Origin of the sequence: Serinicoccus profundi (assembly GCF_008001015.1) — a bacterium.
Lineage (GTDB): Bacteria > Actinomycetota > Actinomycetes > Actinomycetales > Dermatophilaceae > Ornithinicoccus > Ornithinicoccus profundi.
Window position 1 is genome coordinate 3,247,880 of the sequence record NZ_CP042862.1, and the last position, 18,305, is coordinate 3,266,184.

At 72.0% G+C, this 18,305-nt stretch carries 17 protein-coding genes; 7 read left to right on the top strand and 10 right to left on the bottom strand.

All coding sequences use genetic code 11. The features are described 5' to 3' along the window. Window positions 1–54: 54 nt before the first annotated feature. Window positions 55–1,659 carry an SLC13 family permease gene (locus FA582_RS15140; RefSeq protein WP_010146662.1) on the bottom strand — a complete coding sequence of 535 codons (1,605 nt, stop codon included), beginning with the start codon at window positions 1,657–1,659 and terminating at the stop codon, window positions 55–57. A gap of 79 nt (window positions 1,660–1,738) precedes the next feature. On the opposite strand from FA582_RS15140, the gene FA582_RS15145 reads away from it, so the two are divergent. Then, entirely contained in the window at window positions 1,739–2,773 is a 1,035-nt protein-coding gene (locus tag FA582_RS15145) for a saccharopine dehydrogenase (protein ID WP_010146663.1), read from the top strand. Between the two features lie 66 nt (window positions 2,774–2,839). On the opposite strand, the gene FA582_RS15150 is transcribed toward FA582_RS15145, so the two are convergent. From FA582_RS15150 to FA582_RS15160, 3 genes are all read right to left on the bottom strand, one after another. Beyond that, a complete protein-coding gene (locus FA582_RS15150) occupies window positions 2,840–3,418 on the bottom strand; it encodes a hypothetical protein (RefSeq protein ID WP_010146664.1) in 579 nt (192 codons plus the stop codon). 203 nt (window positions 3,419–3,621) lie between these two features. Then, window positions 3,622–4,857, bottom strand: a complete 1,236-nt coding sequence (locus FA582_RS15155) for an acyl-CoA dehydrogenase family protein (protein WP_051125100.1) — start codon at window positions 4,855–4,857, stop codon at window positions 3,622–3,624. A gap of 131 nt (window positions 4,858–4,988) precedes the next feature. Then, entirely contained in the window at window positions 4,989–5,786 is a 798-nt protein-coding gene (locus FA582_RS15160) for a PIG-L deacetylase family protein (RefSeq protein WP_010146666.1), read from the bottom strand. Window positions 5,787–5,877: 91 nt separating this feature from the next. Here FA582_RS15160 and FA582_RS15165 point away from each other — a divergent pair, with 91 nt between their 5' ends. Genes FA582_RS15165 through FA582_RS17285 form a run of 3 tightly spaced genes read left to right on the top strand, consistent with a single transcriptional unit; the run spans window position 5,878 to window position 9,301 of the window. Then, window positions 5,878–6,567: a response regulator transcription factor gene (locus FA582_RS15165; RefSeq protein ID WP_010146667.1), complete on the top strand. Its 690-nt coding sequence runs from the start codon at window positions 5,878–5,880 to the stop codon at window positions 6,565–6,567. Then, window positions 6,564–8,114, top strand: coding sequence for a HAMP domain-containing sensor histidine kinase (locus FA582_RS17280; protein WP_238705448.1), 1,551 nt, complete (start codon window positions 6,564–6,566; stop codon window positions 8,112–8,114). The genes FA582_RS15165 and FA582_RS17280 overlap by 4 nt, the downstream gene beginning before the upstream one ends. After that, window positions 8,024–9,301 carry a DUF4153 domain-containing protein gene (locus tag FA582_RS17285; RefSeq protein WP_238705449.1) on the top strand — a complete coding sequence of 426 codons (1,278 nt, stop codon included), beginning with the start codon at window positions 8,024–8,026 and terminating at the stop codon, window positions 9,299–9,301. Before FA582_RS17280 ends, FA582_RS17285 begins: the two co-directional genes overlap by 91 nt. Here FA582_RS17285 and FA582_RS15175 read toward each other — a convergent pair. Beyond that, window positions 9,291–11,039: an AMP-binding protein gene (locus FA582_RS15175; protein WP_010146669.1), complete on the bottom strand. Its 1,749-nt coding sequence runs from the start codon at window positions 11,037–11,039 to the stop codon at window positions 9,291–9,293. The genes FA582_RS17285 and FA582_RS15175 overlap by 11 nt on opposite strands. Window positions 11,040–11,171: 132 nt before the next feature. Here FA582_RS15175 and FA582_RS15180 point away from each other — a divergent pair, with 132 nt between their 5' ends. Further along, on the top strand, window positions 11,172–11,504 hold the full coding sequence (locus FA582_RS15180) for a DUF3072 domain-containing protein (protein WP_010146670.1): 333 nt from the start codon (window positions 11,172–11,174) through the stop codon (window positions 11,502–11,504). Window positions 11,505–11,529: 25 nt separating this feature from the next. Here FA582_RS15180 and FA582_RS15185 read toward each other — a convergent pair whose 3' ends face one another. The 5 genes from FA582_RS15185 to FA582_RS15205 all read right to left on the bottom strand — a co-directional run bounded on the left by FA582_RS15185 (window position 11,530) and on the right by FA582_RS15205 (window position 15,781). Continuing rightward, window positions 11,530–11,940, bottom strand: a complete 411-nt coding sequence (locus tag FA582_RS15185) for a type II toxin-antitoxin system VapC family toxin (protein WP_010146671.1) — start codon at window positions 11,938–11,940, stop codon at window positions 11,530–11,532. A gap of 98 nt (window positions 11,941–12,038) precedes the next feature. Then, a complete protein-coding gene (locus tag FA582_RS15190; RefSeq protein ID WP_010146673.1) occupies window positions 12,039–12,959 on the bottom strand; it encodes a LysR substrate-binding domain-containing protein in 921 nt (306 codons plus the stop codon). A 272-nt stretch (window positions 12,960–13,231) separates the two neighbouring features. Beyond that, window positions 13,232–13,942 (bottom strand): matrixin family metalloprotease, encoded by a 711-nt coding sequence (locus FA582_RS15195; RefSeq protein ID WP_029540447.1) that lies wholly within the window; start codon window positions 13,940–13,942, stop codon window positions 13,232–13,234. 18 nt (window positions 13,943–13,960) lie between these two features. Further along, the gene (locus FA582_RS15200; protein WP_010146675.1) at window positions 13,961–14,608 is read right to left on the bottom strand and encodes a CE1759 family FMN reductase; all 648 of its coding nucleotides are present in this window, start codon (window positions 14,606–14,608) and stop codon (window positions 13,961–13,963) included. 36 nt (window positions 14,609–14,644) lie between these two features. Beyond that, window positions 14,645–15,781: an LLM class flavin-dependent oxidoreductase gene (locus FA582_RS15205; protein ID WP_010146676.1), complete on the bottom strand. Its 1,137-nt coding sequence runs from the start codon at window positions 15,779–15,781 to the stop codon at window positions 14,645–14,647. A 188-nt stretch (window positions 15,782–15,969) separates the two neighbouring features. Between FA582_RS15205 and fucP the strand changes: the two genes are divergently transcribed. Both fucP and FA582_RS15215 read left to right on the top strand, forming a co-directional pair. After that, window positions 15,970–17,304, top strand: a complete 1,335-nt coding sequence (gene fucP / locus FA582_RS15210; protein WP_010146677.1) for an L-fucose:H+ symporter permease — start codon at window positions 15,970–15,972, stop codon at window positions 17,302–17,304. After that, on the top strand, window positions 17,301–18,305 hold the full coding sequence (locus tag FA582_RS15215; protein WP_010146679.1) for a substrate-binding domain-containing protein: 1,005 nt from the start codon (window positions 17,301–17,303) through the stop codon (window positions 18,303–18,305). The genes fucP and FA582_RS15215 overlap by 4 nt, the downstream gene beginning before the upstream one ends.

The following is an 18,305-nucleotide window of genomic DNA, read 5'->3' on the forward strand; positions in this document are numbered from 1 at the left end:
CGCCCCCTCTCTGCCGTCTGCTGCTCGCCGGTCGCCTCCGGCGCAGCCCCGGGCTTAGAGCACCAGGCCCAGGGCGAACGGTCCGATGAGCACCGTGAAGAGGGTGATGACGACCACGCCGACGACGTTGAGGATGATTCCACCACGCGCCATCTCCTGGATCTTCACCGCCCCGGTGCCGAAGACGATGGCGTTGGGCGGGGTGCCGACCGGCAGCATGAACGCGCAGGTCGCCGCCAGGGCCGCCGGGATGAGCAGCGTCATCGGGTCGACACCGATGCCGACCGCCACACCGCCCAGCACGGGGATGAAGGTCGCCGCCGTCGCGGTGTTGCTCGTGACCTCGGTGAGGAAGAGGACGATAGTGACGACGGCCGCGAGGAGCAGCACGACCGGCAGCGCCCCGAGCCCGGTGACCTGGGTGCCGAACCACTCGTCGAGGCCGGTCCCGGCCACCGCGGCGGCCAGGCTGAGGCCACCACCGAAGAGCAGCAGCACGCCCCAGGGCAGCCCCTCCTCCGCGTCGTCCCACTCCAGCGCCATCCGGCCCTCCCGGTCGCCCGGGATGAGGAAGAGCACGATGCCTGCGCCGATGGCGATGGCCGTGTCGTCGAGCTCGCCCAACCACGGGGCGGCCTTGCCGAGGGCCGGGATGTTGGACAGCAGGCCGGGGACGATCCACAGGAAGGCGGCGCCGCTGAAGACCGCGAGCACGACCTTCTCTCCCTGGCTCATCGCGCCCAGCTTGCCGATCTCGTCGTCGATGAGCTGGCGTCCGCCGGGGATCTCCTGGAGCTTGAAGCGGAACATCACCCGGGTGATGAGCAGCCACGACACCGCGATGAAGACGACGACGATCGGGACACCGAGCATCATCCAGTTGACGAAGCCGATCTCGGTGTCGAGCTCGTCGGCGAGGTAACCGGCGACGATGGCGTTGGGCGGGCTGCCGAGCAGCGTGCCCAACCCGCCGATCGAGGCCGACCAGGCGATGGACAGCACCAGCGCCACCCCGAAGAGCCGCACGTCGGGGTCGCTCACCGTGTCGCTCACGGCGCGCCCCTGACCGACCTCCTCGGCGACGTCACCGTCGCCGGCGTGCGCAACCTGGCTGTTCTCCACGACGAGGGCCAGCACCGAGATGGCGATGGGCAGCATCATCAGGGTCGTGGCGGTGTTGGAGACCCACATCGACAGGAAGGCCGTCGAGATCATCATGCCGAGGATGATGCGGCGCGGGTGCGTGCCGACCCGGCGCAGCGTCAGCAGCGCGATGCGGCGGTGGAGGTTCCACTTCTGCATCGCGATGGCGATGAGGAAGCCACCGAGGAAGAGGAAGACGATGGAGTTGGCATAGGGGGCGGTCGCGTCCGCGACCCCGAGCCCGGTCAGCGGTGGGATGAGCACGATCGGCAGCAACGAGGTCGCCGCCAGCGGGATCGCCTCGGTCATCCACCACACGGCCATGAGCACGGCGATCGCCGCGACGAAGCGCGCGTCGCCCGACATCTCCGCCCCGCCCAGCAGGAGGTAGACCACGGCGGCGAGACCCAGCCCGCCGAGCCGGAAGGCCCAGGTGCGGCCGGGTGATCGTGGAGGCTCCCGATCGCTCGGTTCGTAGTCGTTCTCGCCCTGCTCCCGCACGATCTGGCCGGTCATCGATCCAGCTCCTCTCACCTCGGTGTGAACGCCTCAACCTAACGCAACGGCAGGGAGCGCCCGCGCATACCCTTGACGTATGAGCAGACCGCACCTGTGGATCCGCGCCGAGGCCCGCCCCAGCGAGCAGCGCGTGCCGATCGTCCCCGCCGACGCCGCCCGCCTCGTGAGCGATGGGTATGTCGTGACCGTCGAGGAGTCCCCGACCCGCGTCATCGACCTCGAAGACTACGTCGCGGTCGGCTGCTCGGTCGCCCCCTTCGGCTCGTGGGTGGACGCGCCGGAGGGCGCCGTCGTCGTCGGGATCAAGGAGCTGCCCGAGGACCCCGCCGACCTCGCCCACACCCACGTGTTCTTCGCGCACGCCTACAAGGGGCAGGAGGGCGCCGACGTCACCCTGGAGCGCTTCCGCCGCGGCGGTGGTGAGCTGCTGGACGTGGAGTACCTCACGCTGGACGGCAAGCGGGTCGTCGCCTTCGGCTTCTGGGCGGGGTATGTCGGGGCTGCCCTCTCCGTGCTGCGGCACCGTGGACTGCTTGAGGGCGGGGTGGCGCCGATGGGCCGCGAGGAGCTCGACGCCCAGCTGCGGGAGAGCGCTGCCGGTCGGGAGCCGGAGCGGGCCCTGGTCATCGGCTCGCGCGGGCGCTCGGGTCAGGGTGCCGTCGAGGCCCTGGAGCTCGCCGGCTGCGCCGTGACCCGGTGGGACCGCGCCGACACCCTGCACCTCGACAAGGACGCGCTGCGCGACCACGACCTGCTCATCAACTGTGTCGTGAGCAGCACGCCGCGCGAGCCCTTCGTCGGGCCGGAGGACGTCGTCGCGCCGCGGCGCCTGCGCACGATCGGCGACGTCACCTGCGACGTCACCTCCGAGGCCAACCTGCTGCCGATCAACACCGCCATCACCACCTGGGACGACCCGGTGCGTGAGGTCGGAACCCCGGAGGCGCCGCTGGAGGTCATCGCGATCGACAACCTGCCCTCACTGCTGCCGCTGGAGTCCTCGATGAGTTTCTCCGCCGAGCTCACCCCGCTGCTCGAGGACCTCGCCGAGCGGCGCGGCCCCTGGGCCGCCAGCCTCGAGTGGTTCCGCCGGCACGTGCCGCGCCACTGACCGACCGAGCGCCGCAGATGGTCGCTCTAAGACCCACCGGGCGCCGCAGATGGTCGCTGGCTGCCCTCAGGCCTTGCGGGTCCAGCGCCACCCTCGGGCCGGCTTGGGACCGCTGGGGTCGTCCATCGGCATGGTCCGCACGCGCACGTCGCCGAGCAGGCTGGAGGCGTTGATGACCAGCCGCGCGCCGGTCTCGGGCGCCGCCTGCACCGCCGGGTCGACCTCGTGGCGCACATCGCCGAGCAGGTTGAACCCCTGGAGCTCCACCCGGCAGCCGGGCGGCACCGCGATCTTGACGTCCCCGAGGCCGGTGAAGGCGGTGAGCCGCAAGGTCTCCCCGGGCCGGACCACATCGCGCAGGTCGAGCAGGACGTTGCCCATCCCCAGGTAGGCCGAAGTGTGCTCGGCGGCGGTCCACGCCCCGGTCCGGCGGACATCGCCCATGAGCGTGCCCATGGTCTGGCTGGGTTCCCGCGTGGGCACGGCGGCGTCCGGGCCGGTATGCCGAGCCGTCGGCCGACGGTCCTGCGGCACCTCCTCGCGGGGCGCGCGTCGCTCACCGGGCTGCGGGATCCGGGGTTGCCACTCGGGCGGCACCTCCGACGGCCCGTCACGGAACGGGTCGGGAGTGGTGGAGTTCGCCATACCTCCCCACACTAGCGGTGGCGGTGACGGTGCACCGATGACATCTGTCAACAACCATCTGCGACGCCCGGTCGGTCAGAGAGCGACCATCTGCGACGCCCGGTGGGTCAGAGAGCGACCATCTACGACGCCCGGTCGGTCAGAGAACGACCATCTACGACGCCCGGTGGGTCAGAGAGCGACCATCTGCGGCGCTCGGTGGGTCAGCGGAAGGCGCTGGTGCCGGTGACGGACCGCCCCACGAGCAGCGACTGGACGGTGCGACTGCCCTCGTAGGTGTAGACCGCCTCGAGGTCGGCGAAGTGCCGGGCGACGTGGTGGTCGAGCAGGATGCCGTTGCCGCCGAGCAGGTCGCGGGCGATCGCGACGACCTCGCGGGCGGCGGTCGTGGTGTGCAGCTTGGCCATCGCCGCGTGCTCGATGGTGCAGCGGCCCTGGTCCTCCAGCTGGCTCATCCGGGTGCACATGAGCTGCATGGAGGTGATGAGCGTGACCATCCGGGCGAGGTCGTCCTGGATGAGCTGGTTCTTGGCCAGCGGCCGGCCGAACTGCTCCCGGCGCAGCGCGTAGGTCAGGGCCCCCTCGTAGGCCGCGACCGCGTGCCCGATCGCCTCCCACGCCACGGTCTGCCGCGACCGGGCGAGCACCCGGTTGGTGTCGGCGAAGGTCCGCGCCTGCGCCAGCCGGGAGTCCGCAGGCACGCGCACCCCGTCGAGCCGGATGTGGGCCTGCCACACCCCACGGTTGCTGATCTTGCCCTCGATGACCTGCGCGTCCCAGCCGTCCGCCTGCTGCGGGTCCTCGACCACGAACCCCCCGACGTCGCCGGCCTCGTCGCGCGCCCACACGACCACCAGGTCGCAGACGGAGCCGTTGCCGATCCACCGCTTGGCGCCGTCGAGGACCCAATGGTCGCCGTCCCGCCGGGCGGTGGTCTCCAGGCTGACGACGTCCGAGCCGTGCGTCGGCTCGGTCAGCGCCACCGCGCCCACCGTCTCCACGCGCGCCATACCCGGGAGCCAGCGCTCGCGCTGCTCCTCGCTGCCCAGGAGGTGGACCGCGGTCATCGCCAACCCCGAGTGCACCGCGTTGAAGGTCGCGATCGACCCGTCGCCGCGCGCCAGCTCGGCGCACATCATCCCCTCGGCGACGGCGGACACCCCCGCGCACCCGTAGCCCTGGATGGCCGCCCCCGCGACCCGGGTCGCGGCATACCCGGGCACCATCTCGGCCGGGAAGCGCGCGGCCTCCCACCACTCCTGGGCCCGCGGCACGACCTCCTCGTCGCACCAGGCGCGCAGGCCGTCGCGCAGCTCGCGCTCGCGCTCGCTCAGCAGGTCGTCGAGGCCGAAGAAGTCGGTCCCCCGCGCACGACCCAGGTCGGAGCCGTCCGGCACCGCGCGGGCGGACTCGGGCAATGGCTCGGGCGCATCACTCATGGGTCGAGGGTATGCCGCCACCCACCCCGGCGCCGTCCGTGGCCGCCCCGCCCGCTCCGGATCGGGTCGGATCGGGCCGGATCGGGCCGGGTCGGGTCGGCCCGCAGGACGCCCGGTCGCAGAAGCGCCGGTCAGAGCAGGGGGTGAGCGGCGCGCAGGCCGGGCTCGCGCCCGGGCTCGATGTACCACTCGTCGCCGAAGATCGCGGCGAACTGCTCGGTCGGCATCCCGAGCATCCAGCCGACGTCCTCCTGGCTGGCGTGCGCCGCGAGGGCGGCCCGCTTGGCCTCGAGGACCTCGCGCACGTCCACGTGCCAGTGGATCTCGGCCTCCGGGGTGCCCATCGGGTTGCCGTCGTCGGCGGGGCCGTCGGGGTCCCAGTCCTGCCCCTCCGGCACCAGACCGGCCTCCGTGGCGGCCTGGACCATCCGGCGCATGTGGTCGCGGTTCATGGTGTTCTCCAGCAGCCGCGGTCGCCGTGCGGCGAGCTCGGCGGCCCGGTGCGCGACGTGGTGGACCTTGACGTGGTCGGGGTGGCCGTAGCCGCCGTGCCAGTCGTAGCCCACGAGCACCCCGGCGCCCTCCTCGTCAAGGATCTGCGCCAGCCGACGCGCGGCCTCCTCGAGGTCAGCGGCATGGAAGGACTGCTCGTGGGAGTTCTGCTCCCAGCCGGTCATGCCGGAGTCGGCATACCCCAGCCAGCCCACCCGCGCGGTGCCGAGGACGAGCGCGGAGGCCTCCGCCTCGGAACGACGCCGCTGGATGACGCTCTCCCCCTCGCGCAGGTCGGTCGGCACCGTGCCGTGGTCGCCGTGGGTGGCGTAGACGCACACCACCCGGTGCCCCGCGTCGGCGGCCAGCCGCATGGTGCCGGCGCTGCCGCTGGCCTCGTCGTCGGGGTGGGCGTGGAGGAAGACGATGGTGGTCACAGGGCACAACCTAGGGGTCCGCACCGACCTTCACACAACCTGCACATCTGCCCACCACCCCCTCCACGCGGGCCGCCCTAGTCTCGGAGGCATGACCCAGACCCGAACCGTCCTCGTCGTCGAGGACGACCCCACGATCAACCAGGCCCTCACCGACCGCTTCGCCGCGGAGGGCTTCACGGTGGCCCGTGCGGTCGACGGGCCGGGCGCCCTCGCGGAGGCCGAGCGGCATACCCCTGACGTCGTCGTCCTCGACCTCATGCTGCCCGGTCTCGACGGGCTGGAGGTCTGCCGTCGGCTGCAGGCGCAGCGCCCGGTGCCGATCCTCATGCTCACCGCCAAGACCGACGAGACCGACATCCTCGTCGGGCTCGCGGCGGGGGCGGACGACTACGTCACCAAGCCCTTCCGGATGCGGGAGGTCGTGGCGCGCGTGCAGGCGCTGCTGCGCCGGGTGGAACGAGCCACCGAGCTGGCCGGCTCCTCGCTGCCGCTGCTGGAGGTGGGTGTACTGCAGATCGACCGCGGGGCGCGGCGGGTGCGGGTGGACGGCGGCGAGGTGCACCTCACGCCGCTGGAGTTCGACCTGCTCACCGCGCTCGCGGAGCGCCCCGGCACGGTGCGTGGACGCGACGACCTCATGACCCAGGTGTGGGGCTGGGCCGACGCCCACGGCACCCGCACCCTCGACAGCCACGTCAAGGCGTTGCGCGCCAAGATCGGGGCCGACCGGGTCCGCACGGTGCACGGCGTCGGGTATGCCCTGGAAGGCGGCCAATGAGCGCCGTCGACCGGGACTCCCGGCCCGGGGGCGCGGAGTTGGAGCGCCCGCTGGACCTCGTGGGCTCGATCAAGGTCAAGATCGGCCTGCTCGTCGCGGTGAGCATCCTCGCCGCGGTCGTGATCTTCGAGGTCGGGGACCGGTCGAGCGTCTCGGCCTGGCTCACCATCCCCGTGTCGCTCGCGGCCGCCCTGGGCGTCACCGCCTGGTTGGCCCGCGGCATGACGGCACCGCTGCGGCAGATGACCGTGGCGGCCGGGCAGATGGCGGGAGGCGACTACACCGCCCGGGTGACGACGGCCTCGCGGGACGAGGTGGGCCAGCTCGGCGTCGCCTTCAACACGATGTCCGCCGAGCTCGCGGACGCCGACCGGCAGCGCCGGGAGCTGCTGGCCACCGTCTCGCACGAGCTGCGCACGCCGCTGGCCGCGCAGCGGGCCCTCCTGGAGAACCTCGTCGACGGCGTCGTCACCCCCGACGACCGCGCGCTCCAGACGGCGCTCGACCAGTCCGAACGGCTCAGCACCCTCGTGCAGGACCTGCTCGACCTCAGTCGCATCGAGGCCGGGGTGGCGGCCCTGTCGCTCGAGCCGGTCGCGGTCGGCGCCCTGCTCGCGCGCTGCGTCGAGGAGGCCCGGGCCAGCGTCGGCGCGACCGGGCGCGGCGTGGCGGTGGACCTGGACGTGACCCCGCCGGATCTGCACGTCGAGGCCGACCCGGCCCGCCTGGCGCAGGTCGTGACCAACCTCCTGGACAATGCGGTGCGGCACAGCCCGGAGGGCGGCACGGTGCGGGTCGGGGCCGTCGGCGCCGGGCCCACCTGGACCCTCGAGGTCGCCGACGAGGGGCCGGGCTTCCCCGCCGGGCGCTCGGAGGAGATGTTCGCCCGCTTCGGGGTCGGCGACGACAGCAGCGGCGGCACCGGGCTCGGCCTGGCCATCGTGCGGTGGGTGTGCGAGCTGCACGGCGGGCGGGTCGAGGCGGTCGAGACCGCCGCCGACCGCACCGGCGCCCTGGTGCGGGTCGAGCTGCCCGTGGCCACCGCGGCAGACGGATCCGGACCCAGGGAGGCGCGTCCGCTCCCCCTGACAGCTCCGCCCGGACGCGCCGCCAAGGCGGGCAGAGCGCCGGGAGCGCGGCCGGGGCCGTCGACGAGCCTGTCGGCGGGGCTCCCGCCCTCGCCACCGGCCGTGGCTCGGGCGTCGCCCGGACCATCCCCGTGCCGACGCCGTCGGTCCTCGACACCGTCTTCGGCCGGTTCTGGCCCGAGCCGACCTCACGACTGCGGACGGCGCCGGTCGCGCTGTGGTCCTCGGTCGGCGTGGGCGCGCTCGCCGCGGTCCTGCTGCCCTACCGCGGGATCGGCCTGGCGTATGCCGTCGTCCTGCTCCTCGCCGGTGCGCTGGTGCTCTCCCTCTCCTCCCGTCGGCGCGAGCCGTGGACGATCGCGTCCGCCGTGCTCTGCGTCGGGCTGGCCAGCCTCGTGGTCCTGCGGGCCGCCGAGTGGCTCACCGTCCTCTCCCTGCTCACCGCTGCCGTCCTGGTGACGACCGCCCTCACCGGCGCCCGCGGGCTGCCCGCCATCCTCACCTCGGCCGCCTCCTGGGTCGCGAGCGGGCTGCGCGGCCTGCCGCTGCTGGGGCGGACGCTCTCGGCGACGTCACGGCATACCCTCGTCTGGCCCATCCTGCGGACCGCCGCGATCTCGCTCGTCGCGCTGGTCGTCTTCGGTGGCCTCTTCGCCTCCGGCGACGCCCTCGTCGGGGCCTGGGTCAGCGACCTCGTGCCGGACGTCGACATCGCCGAGTCGCTGGTGCTGCGCAGCTTCACGTGGTTCGTCGTCGGCGGCATCGTGCTCGCCGCGACCTACCTCGCGCTCAACCCCCCGCGGGTCGACCTGGTCGCGCTGCCGCAGGCCCGCCCGGTCACCCGCGCCTGGGAGTGGCTGGTGCCGGTGGGTGTGGTCGTCGCGACCTTCGTCGTCTTCCTGCTCGCGCAGGGGGTCGCGCTCTTCGGCGGCCACGACTACGTCCAGCGCACCACCGGGATGACGTATGCCCAGTCCGTCCACCAGGGCTTCGGCCAGCTCACCCTCGCCACCGCGCTCACCCTGCTCACCGTGGCGCTCGTGACCCGCCGGGCGCCCCGGGGGACCGAGCGCGACCGGCTGCTGCTGCGGGTGGCACTCGGGGTCCTGTGCGGCCTCACCCTCGTCGTCGTCGCCTCCGCGCTCTACCGCATGCACGTCTACCAGCAGGCCTACGGCTTCACCGTGCTCCGCGTGCTCGTCGACGCCTTCGAGCTGTGGTTGGGCCTGCTTGTCGTCCTGGTCATGGTGGCCGGGGCCCGGATGAGCGGCTGGTGGCTGCCGCGCGCCGCCCTGGCCTCGGGCGCGGCGATGTTGCTGCTCCTCGGCCTGGGCAACCCCGAGGCGTGGGTGGCCCAGCGCAACATCGAGCGCTACGAGGAGACCGGTGACCTGGACCTCACCTACCTCCAGTCGCTCGGCGCCGACGCGGTGCCGGTCATCCGGGAGGGGTTGCCCCCCGAGCTGGCCGACTGCTCCGTCGGGTGGCGGGTCGACGACGAGCTCGTCGAGGACCCGCTCAGCTGGAACCTCGGGCGGGCCCGGGCAATCGAGGCGGGACCGATGAGCCTGACGCCGATCGAGGGCTTCTCCTACCCGACCTTCGCGGTGGGCGACTGCCCGTCCGAGCTGCCGCTCACCCCTTGAGATCGGGGAAGTCGGTGTCCCGCCACTCGGTGGGCTGGCTGGGCGCCTCGACCGCGCTGCCGCCCCCGGCACCCGAGGCGAGCTCCTCCTCGCGGGAGCGCAGCTCGACGCGGCGGATCTTGCCGCTGATCGTCTTGGGCAGCTCGTAGAACTCGACCCGGCGCACCCGCTGCCAGGGCTGCAGGTGCTCCCGGGCGTGGGCGAGGATCGAACGCGCCGTGTCGGCATCGGGCTCGTGCCCGTCGACCAGCGCGATGTAGGCCTTGGGCACCGCGAGGCGCACCTCGTCCGGTGCCGGCACGACCGCCGCCTCGGCCACCGCCGGGTGCTCGATGAGCACCGACTCCAGCTCGAAGGGGCTGATCTTGTAGTCGCTGGCCTTGAAGACGTCGTCGGTGCGGCCGACGTAGGTGATCATGCCGTTCGCATCCCGCTCCGCGACGTCTCCGGTGTGGTAGAAACCGCCCGCCATCGCCTCGGCGTTGCGGTCCTCGTCGCCCTGGTAGCCGGTCATGAGGGCCATCGGCGAGGCGGACAGGTCGAGGCAGATCTCACCCTCGCCGGCACCCTGCACGACCTGCCCGGTCTCGGGGTCGACGAGGACGGAGGGCACGCCGGGCAGCGGCATACCCATCGAACCGGGCTTGACCTGGCCGCCCGGGCAGTTGCCGATCTGCGCGGTCGTCTCGGTCTGGCCGTAGCCGTCGCGCAGCGTCAGGCCCCACTGCCGCTGCACCTGGGCGATGACCTCGGGGTTGAGCGGCTCTCCGGCCCCGATGACCTCGCGCAGCGCGCCGGGACCACCGGAGAGGTCGGCGTTGATGAGCATCCGCCACACCGTCGGCGGCGCGCAGAAGCTCGTCACCCGATGTCTGCGGAGCGCCGTGAGCAGCGCAGCCGGGTCGAAGCGGGCGTAGTTGTAGACCAGGATCGTCGCCTCGGCGATCCACGGCGCGAAGAAGCAGCTCCACGCGTGCTTGGCCCATCCCGGCGAGGAGATGTTGAGGTGCACGTCGCCGGGGCGCAGCCCGAGCCAGTACATCGTCGACAGGTGCCCGACGGGGTAGCTCACCTGGGTGTGCTCGACGAGCTTGGGCTTGTTGGTGGTGCCGGAGGTGAAGTAGAGCAGCAGCCGGTCGTCGGGGGCCGTGCCGGGATGCTCCGCCTGGCTGACGTGCTCGAGGTATGCCGTGCGCAGGTCGGTCCATCCGTCCGCCTCGCCGACGGACAGGCGCACGTAGTCGCCCGGGACCTCCTCGAACCTGTCGGTGTCGGCCGCGTCGACGACGACCGCGCGGGCGGCGCCGCGCTCCAGCCGGTCCCGCAGGTCGGCCGGGCCGGCGGCCGTGGTCGTCGGCATGATGACCGCGCCGAGCTTCATCACCCCGAGCATGGTGGCCCACAGCTCGAGCTGGTTGCCGAGCATGACGATGACGCTGTCACCGCGACCGATGCCCTGGTGGGCGAGCAGCGCGGCGACCTGGTCGGAGCGGGTGGCGACCTCGTCGAAGGTCAGGCTCTGGTCTGTGCCGTCCTCCTCCACGACGACGAGGGCGGGCTGGTCGTTGCCCCGAGCGATCGCGTCGAACCAGTCGATGGCCCAGTTGAACCTCTCCCCCACGTCGGGGTAGTCGAACTCCTCGCGGGCGCGGGCCGGGTCGCCGTAGAGCTCGAGGAGCTGGTCACGGGCGGCGCGGTAGGCCTCGGTGGTCGGCTGGTGGGTGGACGTCGGCGTCATGCCCTCATACCTACACCCCGGTGGGTGGGGCTGTCAGCCCGGGGGCCGTGTGTCTGCGGCGTCCGGCGGGTGAGCTCTCAGGACCGGGTCGTTCCGCGCGACGATGTCGGACCTGCCACCTAGAGTCGAGCCATGACGAGCCCCATGGACGACCAGCCCCAGCCCGACCAGACGATGCCCGAGCAGAACCAGCCCGACCAGGTCGTACCCGAGCAGAACCAGCCCGAGGACGCCGAGATGCTCGGCGCCCCCAGCCCGCAGTCCCCGGGCGAGCAGCTCGAGCGCGACCCCGCGGACTGGACGACGGGCGACGACCCGGCGACCGAGGCGCAGAAGTCCTACCTCGACCGGCTCGCCAGCGCCGCCGGCGAGCAGATCTCGGCCGACGGTCTCACCAAGGCCCAGGCCTCCGAGCACATCGATCGGCTCCAGGGCCAGACCGGGATGCAGCCCCGCGAGTCCTGAGCGCGGCGAGCGCCGCGGCGAGCCGTCACGCCAGGTCGGACGGGTCGACCCGCGACAGGCCGGTGATGCCGTCGAAGTCGGTGTCGGTGGTGACGATGCCGCTGAACCCTGCCAGCAGGGCCGTCGCGGCGTGGACCGCGTCCCGGCCTCGAGCCTCCTCGCGCTCGACCAACCGACGCGACTCCCGCAACGTCTCGTGGTCGAAGTCGTGCCAGACCACGAGACGGTCGAGGACGTCGAAGTCGGTGATCGCCTCTGCCGTGGAGGTGCGCCGCAGGCGGTGGACAAGGAACTCCTGGCCAGCCTCCACGGACTGGTGCAGGCGCAGGTCACCGGTGGCCGCGAGCTCGACGACGCGCACGCAGGCAGCCCGGTCGGGATGCTCGTCACCGAAGGCCAGCAGCAGGACGGAGGAGTCGACGAACACCGCCCTCATCGAGGATCGAGGATCGTCTCGAGCGGCGAGGCGTAGGCCTGCTTGAGCTCGTGCGACATGGCCACAGCCCAGCAACACGTGTGTATGCATGTGTAGGTTCAGGCGGATGGCTCTGGGTTGGTGGACGCCCACACCTGCCGGACCTCGGCGGCGACGGAGGCGACCGCGGGCCGCCGCTCGCTGGAGTCGCGGTGGACGAGCATGACGCGCCGGGTGGGCGGATCCTTGACAGGCAGGGCGACGACGGTGTCGGGCAGCTCGGGTCGGCCCAGGCGGGGCATGAGGCCGATCCCGAAGCCGGCGGCGACGAGGGCGATCTTGCTGGGGTGGGTGTCGGCGGTCGCGGCGATGCGGTAGTCCAGGTGCCGCTCGCGCAGGGCCGTGAGCAGCCAGTCGCTGAAGACGCCCGGTGAGTCGTCGACCCAGTCGCGGTCCTCGCAGTCCCGCAGGTCGAGGATGCCGTTGCGGCCGATCCGCAGGTCGTGGTCGTGCGGCGCGATGAGGTCGACGACGTCGTTGCCCAGCACGCTCGCCACGAGCCCCTCCGGCAGGGCCTTGTGGTAGTCCGTCCAGTCGTGGACGACGGCGAGGTCGACCTCCCCCCGACGCAGCGCACGCAACGAGCCCTCGGGGGTGAACTCGCGCACGGTCAGCCGCAGGAGGGGGTAGCGCTCGCGCAGCGCGGGGATCGTCGGCGCCAGCAACCCCACGATCCCGGTGGGGAAGGACGCGAGCACGAGCGGCCCCGAGACGTCGCTGGTGAGGAGCTCCAGCTCGGCCCGGGCGGCCTCGTCGAGCTGCTCCACCTCAGCGGCCAGCCGCACCAGCACCTCGGCCGCGTCGGTGGGCACGACATTGCGTCCCCGGCGCACCAGGACGGGCTGCCCCGCCTCCTGCTGGAGCCGGGTCAGCTGCTGGCTGACGGCGGAGGCCGTGAGCCCCAGACGGTCGGCCGCGGCGAGGACCGTGCCCTCCTCGACGACCGCCTTGAGACTCACCAGGTGCTCGGGTGAAAACATACAGATATTCTTACACATACCTGTAAGAAACGTTCGCTTGTGCTAACGCAAAAGCCCTGTCAGAGTAGTACCTGTCAGACCCCAACACGAAGAAAGGTGGCCATCATGACCGCTCTGTCCAAGGCTTTCCGCAGCAGCACCCACGTGATCCTCGAGATCGGTCGCAACTGGCGCCCGATCGAGCACCTGCGCGGCTGACCCACGACGCACCGAGAAGCCGCCCCCGGGAGATCCCGGGGGCGGCTTCTCGCATCCCGCGTGCCGCGTCCCCCTCAGGCGCAGGCGGCCTCCTGCAGGGCTTCGAGCCCGGCGAGGTCGGCCTCGGTGAAGGCGTCCTGGCCGGAGTTCTCCGCCGCCATGAGGGCGTCGGCCTCCTCGGAGTGCCCCAGACCGAGGACGTGCACGAGCTCGTGCACCAGCACGACCTCCTCGTCCAGGCCGCGCAGCCAGCCCCCGCGCATCTCGGTGTCGAGGACGACCATGCCCCCGACCGCACGCGCGTCGCCACCAGGCCCGACGACGTAGGAGGCGCCCCCGAGCCCCGCGGTGGGCCCGGCGAGGTCCGGCACCTCCTCCTCGTCGGCCCACCCGATGAGCACCGGGCCCCGCTGCCGCCCCTCGAACTCGCGGTCGTCGGTCTCCCCCGTGACGACGAAGGTGAACCCGCTGGCCTCGTTGACCCGGGAGACCGCGGAGGCGACGAGATCGGCATACCCCTCCGGGGCCCCGGCCGGGTTGACCTCCACCTCGATCTGCGCCTCGCACCCCCAGGTCACGGGCCGATCGCGGCTCGTGACCTGCATGAAGGTGTAGCCCTCGCCCCCGGACCCGGGCACGCCCGCCGACCGGTCGGAGTAGACCGTCCGGCGGACATTGCCGAAGTCGAGGCCGGGCGAGAGGTAGACCACCATGCTGATGACCAGCCCCATGACGAGCAGCACGCTGAGGATGCTCGTGCACCCGCCACCGCGCCGCTCAGCCATGGGACCAGTGTGCCCGGGCTACTGGCCCAGCCCGGCGAGCAGGTCCTCGAAGTCGGTGACCTGCTGCTCGACCCGCGTGCCCGCGCTCCGGCTGCCCTCCGACGGGCCGAAGCCCGCGACGCCGGCCGCCACGACGGCACCGGCGAGCTCGCCGGCCGCGCGGGTGATGCGCCGGCCCAGGTCGGCCGAGCCGGCCCCGCCGAAGTCGTCGGTCGCGGCGAAGACCCCGGTGGGGACGACCGCGGCGCGCAGGTAGCTGAACAATGGCCGCAGCGCGTGGTCCAGCACCAGCTGGTGGCGCGCCGTGCCCGCCGTGGCGGCGATGAGCACGGGCATCCCCGAGATCGCCTCAGGGTCGAGCACGTCGACGAACATCTTGAACAGCCCCGAGTAGCTCGCCGCGAAGACCGGGGTGACCGCGATGAGCGCGTCGGCCGAGGAGACCAGGTCCCGGGCCTGCGCGACGGCGGGCGTCGGCATACCTCCCGTGGTCATGGTCGTGGCCAGGTCGTGCGCGAGCTCGCGCAGCTCGACGACCTCGACCGAGGCCGCCTCGCCGCGCGCCGACACCTGGGCGGTGACGGCGTCGGCGAGCCGGTCGGCCAGCAGCCGGGTCGAGCTGGGCTGGGAGAGCCCGGCGGTGGTGACGACGATGCGGCGGGTCATGACGTGCTCCCTCTCTCGGTATGCGGTGCAGCTGGGTCAGGCGGTGGCTGCTGCGGTCTCGCTCGCCCGGGCAGGGGCGACGAGGTGGTGCGGCGCGCCCGGTCCCTGCGCCACGAGCGAGGCGTGGGTGGGCGGGTCGCTCGGGACGTGCGCCGGGCGACGGGCCTCGAACTCGCGCCGGAGCACCGGCACGACCTCGCGGCCGAGGATCTCGATCTGCTCGAGGACGACGTCCTTGGGCAGGCCGGCGTGGTCCATGAGGAACAACTGGCGCTGGTAGTCCCCGACCTGGTCGGCGAAGCCGAGCGTGCGCTCGATGACCATCTCGGGCGTCCCCACGGTCAGCGGGGTCATCCGGGTGAACTCCTCCAGGCTCGGGCCGTGGCCGTAGACCGGGGCGACGTCGAAGTAGGGCCGGAAGGCCTTCTTCGCCTCCGCCTCGCTGCCGGCCAGGAAGACCTGGCCACCGAGGCCCACGATCGCCTGGTCGGCCGAGCCGTGGCCGTAGTGCTCGAACCGGCGGCGGTAGAGCTCGACCATCTGCGCGGTGTGCTCGATGTTCCAGAAGATGTTGTTGTGGAAGAAGCCGTCACCGTAGTAGGCGGCCTGCTCCGCGATCTCCGTGGACCGGATCGACCCGTGCCAGACGAACGGCGGGGTGTCGTCCAACGGCCGCGGGGTCGAGGTGAAGCCCTGCAGCGGCGTGCGGAACTTGCCCTGCCAGTCGACGACTTCCTCGCGCCACAGGCGGCGCAGCAGGTGGTAGTTCTCCACCGCGAGCGGCACGCCCTGACGGATGTCCTTGCCGAACCACGGGTAGACCGGGCCGGTGTTGCCGCGACCCATCATCAGGTCGACGCGGCCGCCGGACAGGTGCTGCAGGAAGGCGTAGTCCTCCGCGATCCGCACCGGGTCGGTCGTCGTGATGAGCGTGGTCGCGGTCGACAGCTTGAGGTTCTGCGTCTGCGCGGCGATGTAGGCCAGGTGGGTGGTGGGCGCGGAGGAGATGAACGGCGGGTTGTGGTGCTGACCGCTCGCGAAGACGTCGAGACCCACCTCCTCGGCCTTGAGCGCATAGTCCGTCATCGCGGAGATCCGCTCGCCCTCGCCGGGGGTGCGGCCCGTCGTCGGGTCCTGCGTGACGTCACCGACGCTGAAGATACCGAACTGCATCTCTCTCGCCCTCCTGGGTTGTTGATGTATCAACTATATCAACACCCGCGCCGCCTCGATATTCCAGGGCCCCCTCGCCGGGCCAGGAGCACCCCGAGGTATGCCGCACCTCGCCCGGTCGTGGAGCGGGCGCGGATCCGCTACTCTCGGGCCAGACGTTGACGCAACGTCAAAGGGAAGGGGCACGGATGGTGACGCTGCCGGCCGAGAGCGACCAGCGAGAGGCGCCGCTGGTCGCGCGACACCTGAGAGTGCCGTTCGTGCTGCTCCTGCTGTGTTTCGCCGCCTGGGGCATGGCGGCCAACCTCACGGACATCCTCGTGGGGGTGTTCCGCGGCATTTTCGACATGTCGAACTTCCAGTCCTCGCTGGTGCAGTTCGCCTACTACGGGGCCTACTTCCTGCTCGCCGTCCCGGCCGCCTTCATCAACGCCCGCTTCGGCTTCAAGGCCGGGGTCCTCGTCGGCCTGGGCCTGGCGGCCGCCGGGGGATTTCTCTTCATCCCGGCCAGCCAGATGCTCGCCTACAACATGTTCCTGCTCGCGCTCTTCGTCCTGGCGGCAGGGCTCTCGATCCTGGAGACCTCGGCCAACCCCTTCGTCATCGCGATGGGCGACGAGCAGAGCGCGACGCAACGGCTCAACCTCGCGCAGTCCTTCAACCCGGTCGGCGCCAACCTCGGCGTGCTCATGGGCGCGGTCCTCATCCTGCCCAACCTCACCCCCGAGGAGAGCAAGACGATCATGGGTGAGGCCGAGCTGGTCGCCGCCCAGGAGGCCGACCTGCTGCTGGTGCTTCGCCCCTACCTCGTCATCGCCGGGATCCTCGTCGCGATCTGGCTCCTCATCGCCTTCCGCAAGATGCAGATGCCGACGGAGCCGGAGGCGGTCGACCTCACCGAGGGCGGCGGCGGGACCTTCGCCCGGCTGTGGGCCAACCGGCACTACCGCTACGGCGTCATCGCGCAGTTCTTCAACGTCGCCGCGCAGACCTGCACGTGGACCTTCACCATCCTCTACGCCCAGGACGTCGTCGGCACGTCCTCGGCCGCCGCGGGGTGGTGGCTCCAGGCCAGCCTCATCATCTTCCTCGTCTCGCGCTTCGTCATGACGTGGTTGCTGGGGATCTTCCGCCCGGCGCTGCTGCTGCTCATCATGTCGCTCTTCGGGGTGGCCTGCTGCCTGACCTCGATGTTCGTCCTCAACATCGTCGGCCTCATCGCCGTGGTGGCGATCTCGGCGGGACTCTCCCTGATGTTCCCGACGATCTACGGCCTGGCGCTGCAGGGGCTCGGGCCGGACGCGAAGTTCGGCTCGGCCGGGCTGGTCATGGCGATCCTCGGCGGTGCGCTCGTGCCGATGGTCCACGCGGCGGTCATGGACGCGGCCGGGTCGGCGATGGGGTATGTCGTCCCCGGCGTCTGCCTGCTGCTCGTCGCCTGCTACGCCCTCTTCGATCTGCGGACCGACCGGGCCGGCGGCGAGACCACCCGACCCGTGCACGAGGCGGGAGCGGGCCGATGAGCGCGGCATACCCCCTCCGGTCGCTGGTGCTGGCCGGCTCCCTGCTCGCAGGGCTCGCGCTGGCGGGCTGCGGCGAGGACCAGGGTGAGGCGGTGACGGTCGGTCTCATCACCAAGCAGGAGGAGAACCCCTACTGGGTCGAGATGCGCGAGGTCGCGCAGGAGACCGCCGACGACCTCGACGTGGAGCTGCTCACCGCCACCGGCACCAGCGACACCGACGTCGAGTCCCAGGAGGCGGCACTGGACGACATGGTGGAGCAGGGCGCCGACGGCATCCTCATCGCACCGACCGACGCCGAGGCGCTGAGCGAGGCGATCGGCCGCGCGCAGGACGCGGGGGTCCGGGTCATCGCGGTCGACACCCCGACCGACCCGCCGGAGCTCATGGACGCGACCTTCGCCACGGACAACGAGCGCGCCGGCCAGCTCATCGGGGAGTATGCCGCGGCCAAGGCCGAGGAACTGGGTCTGGACGCGCAGATCGTCACGTTGGACCTCACGCCGGGGGTGAGCACCGGCGAGCAGCGGCGTGCGGGGTTTCTCAGCGGCTTCGGGGTCGAGGAGGGCGACGCAGCGATCGTGGCCTCGGTCGACACCGAGGGAGACCGCGACAACGCTGCGGTCGCGATGACCCAGGTGCTCTCCGAGCATCCCGACGTCAATGTGGTCTACACGGTCAACGAGCCGGCGGCGCTCGGCGCCCTGGCCGCGCTCGAGGAGGAGGGGGTCGACATGGACGAGCTCGTCCTGGTGTCGGTCGACGGCGGGTGCCGGGCGATGCGGGAGGGCGTGCGGCCCGGGCTCATCGACGCGACGGCGATGCAGTATCCGCAGAACATGGCTCGCGAGGGGGTGCGGGCGGTCGCCCGCGCGGTGCGGGACGGGGAGGAGCCCACCGGCTACCTCGACACCGGGACGCTGCTGGTCAGCGACGACCCGGTGGAGGGGGTGGAGTCACGCCGGGTGGAGTTCGGCGTGCGGACCTGCTGGGGGTCCTGA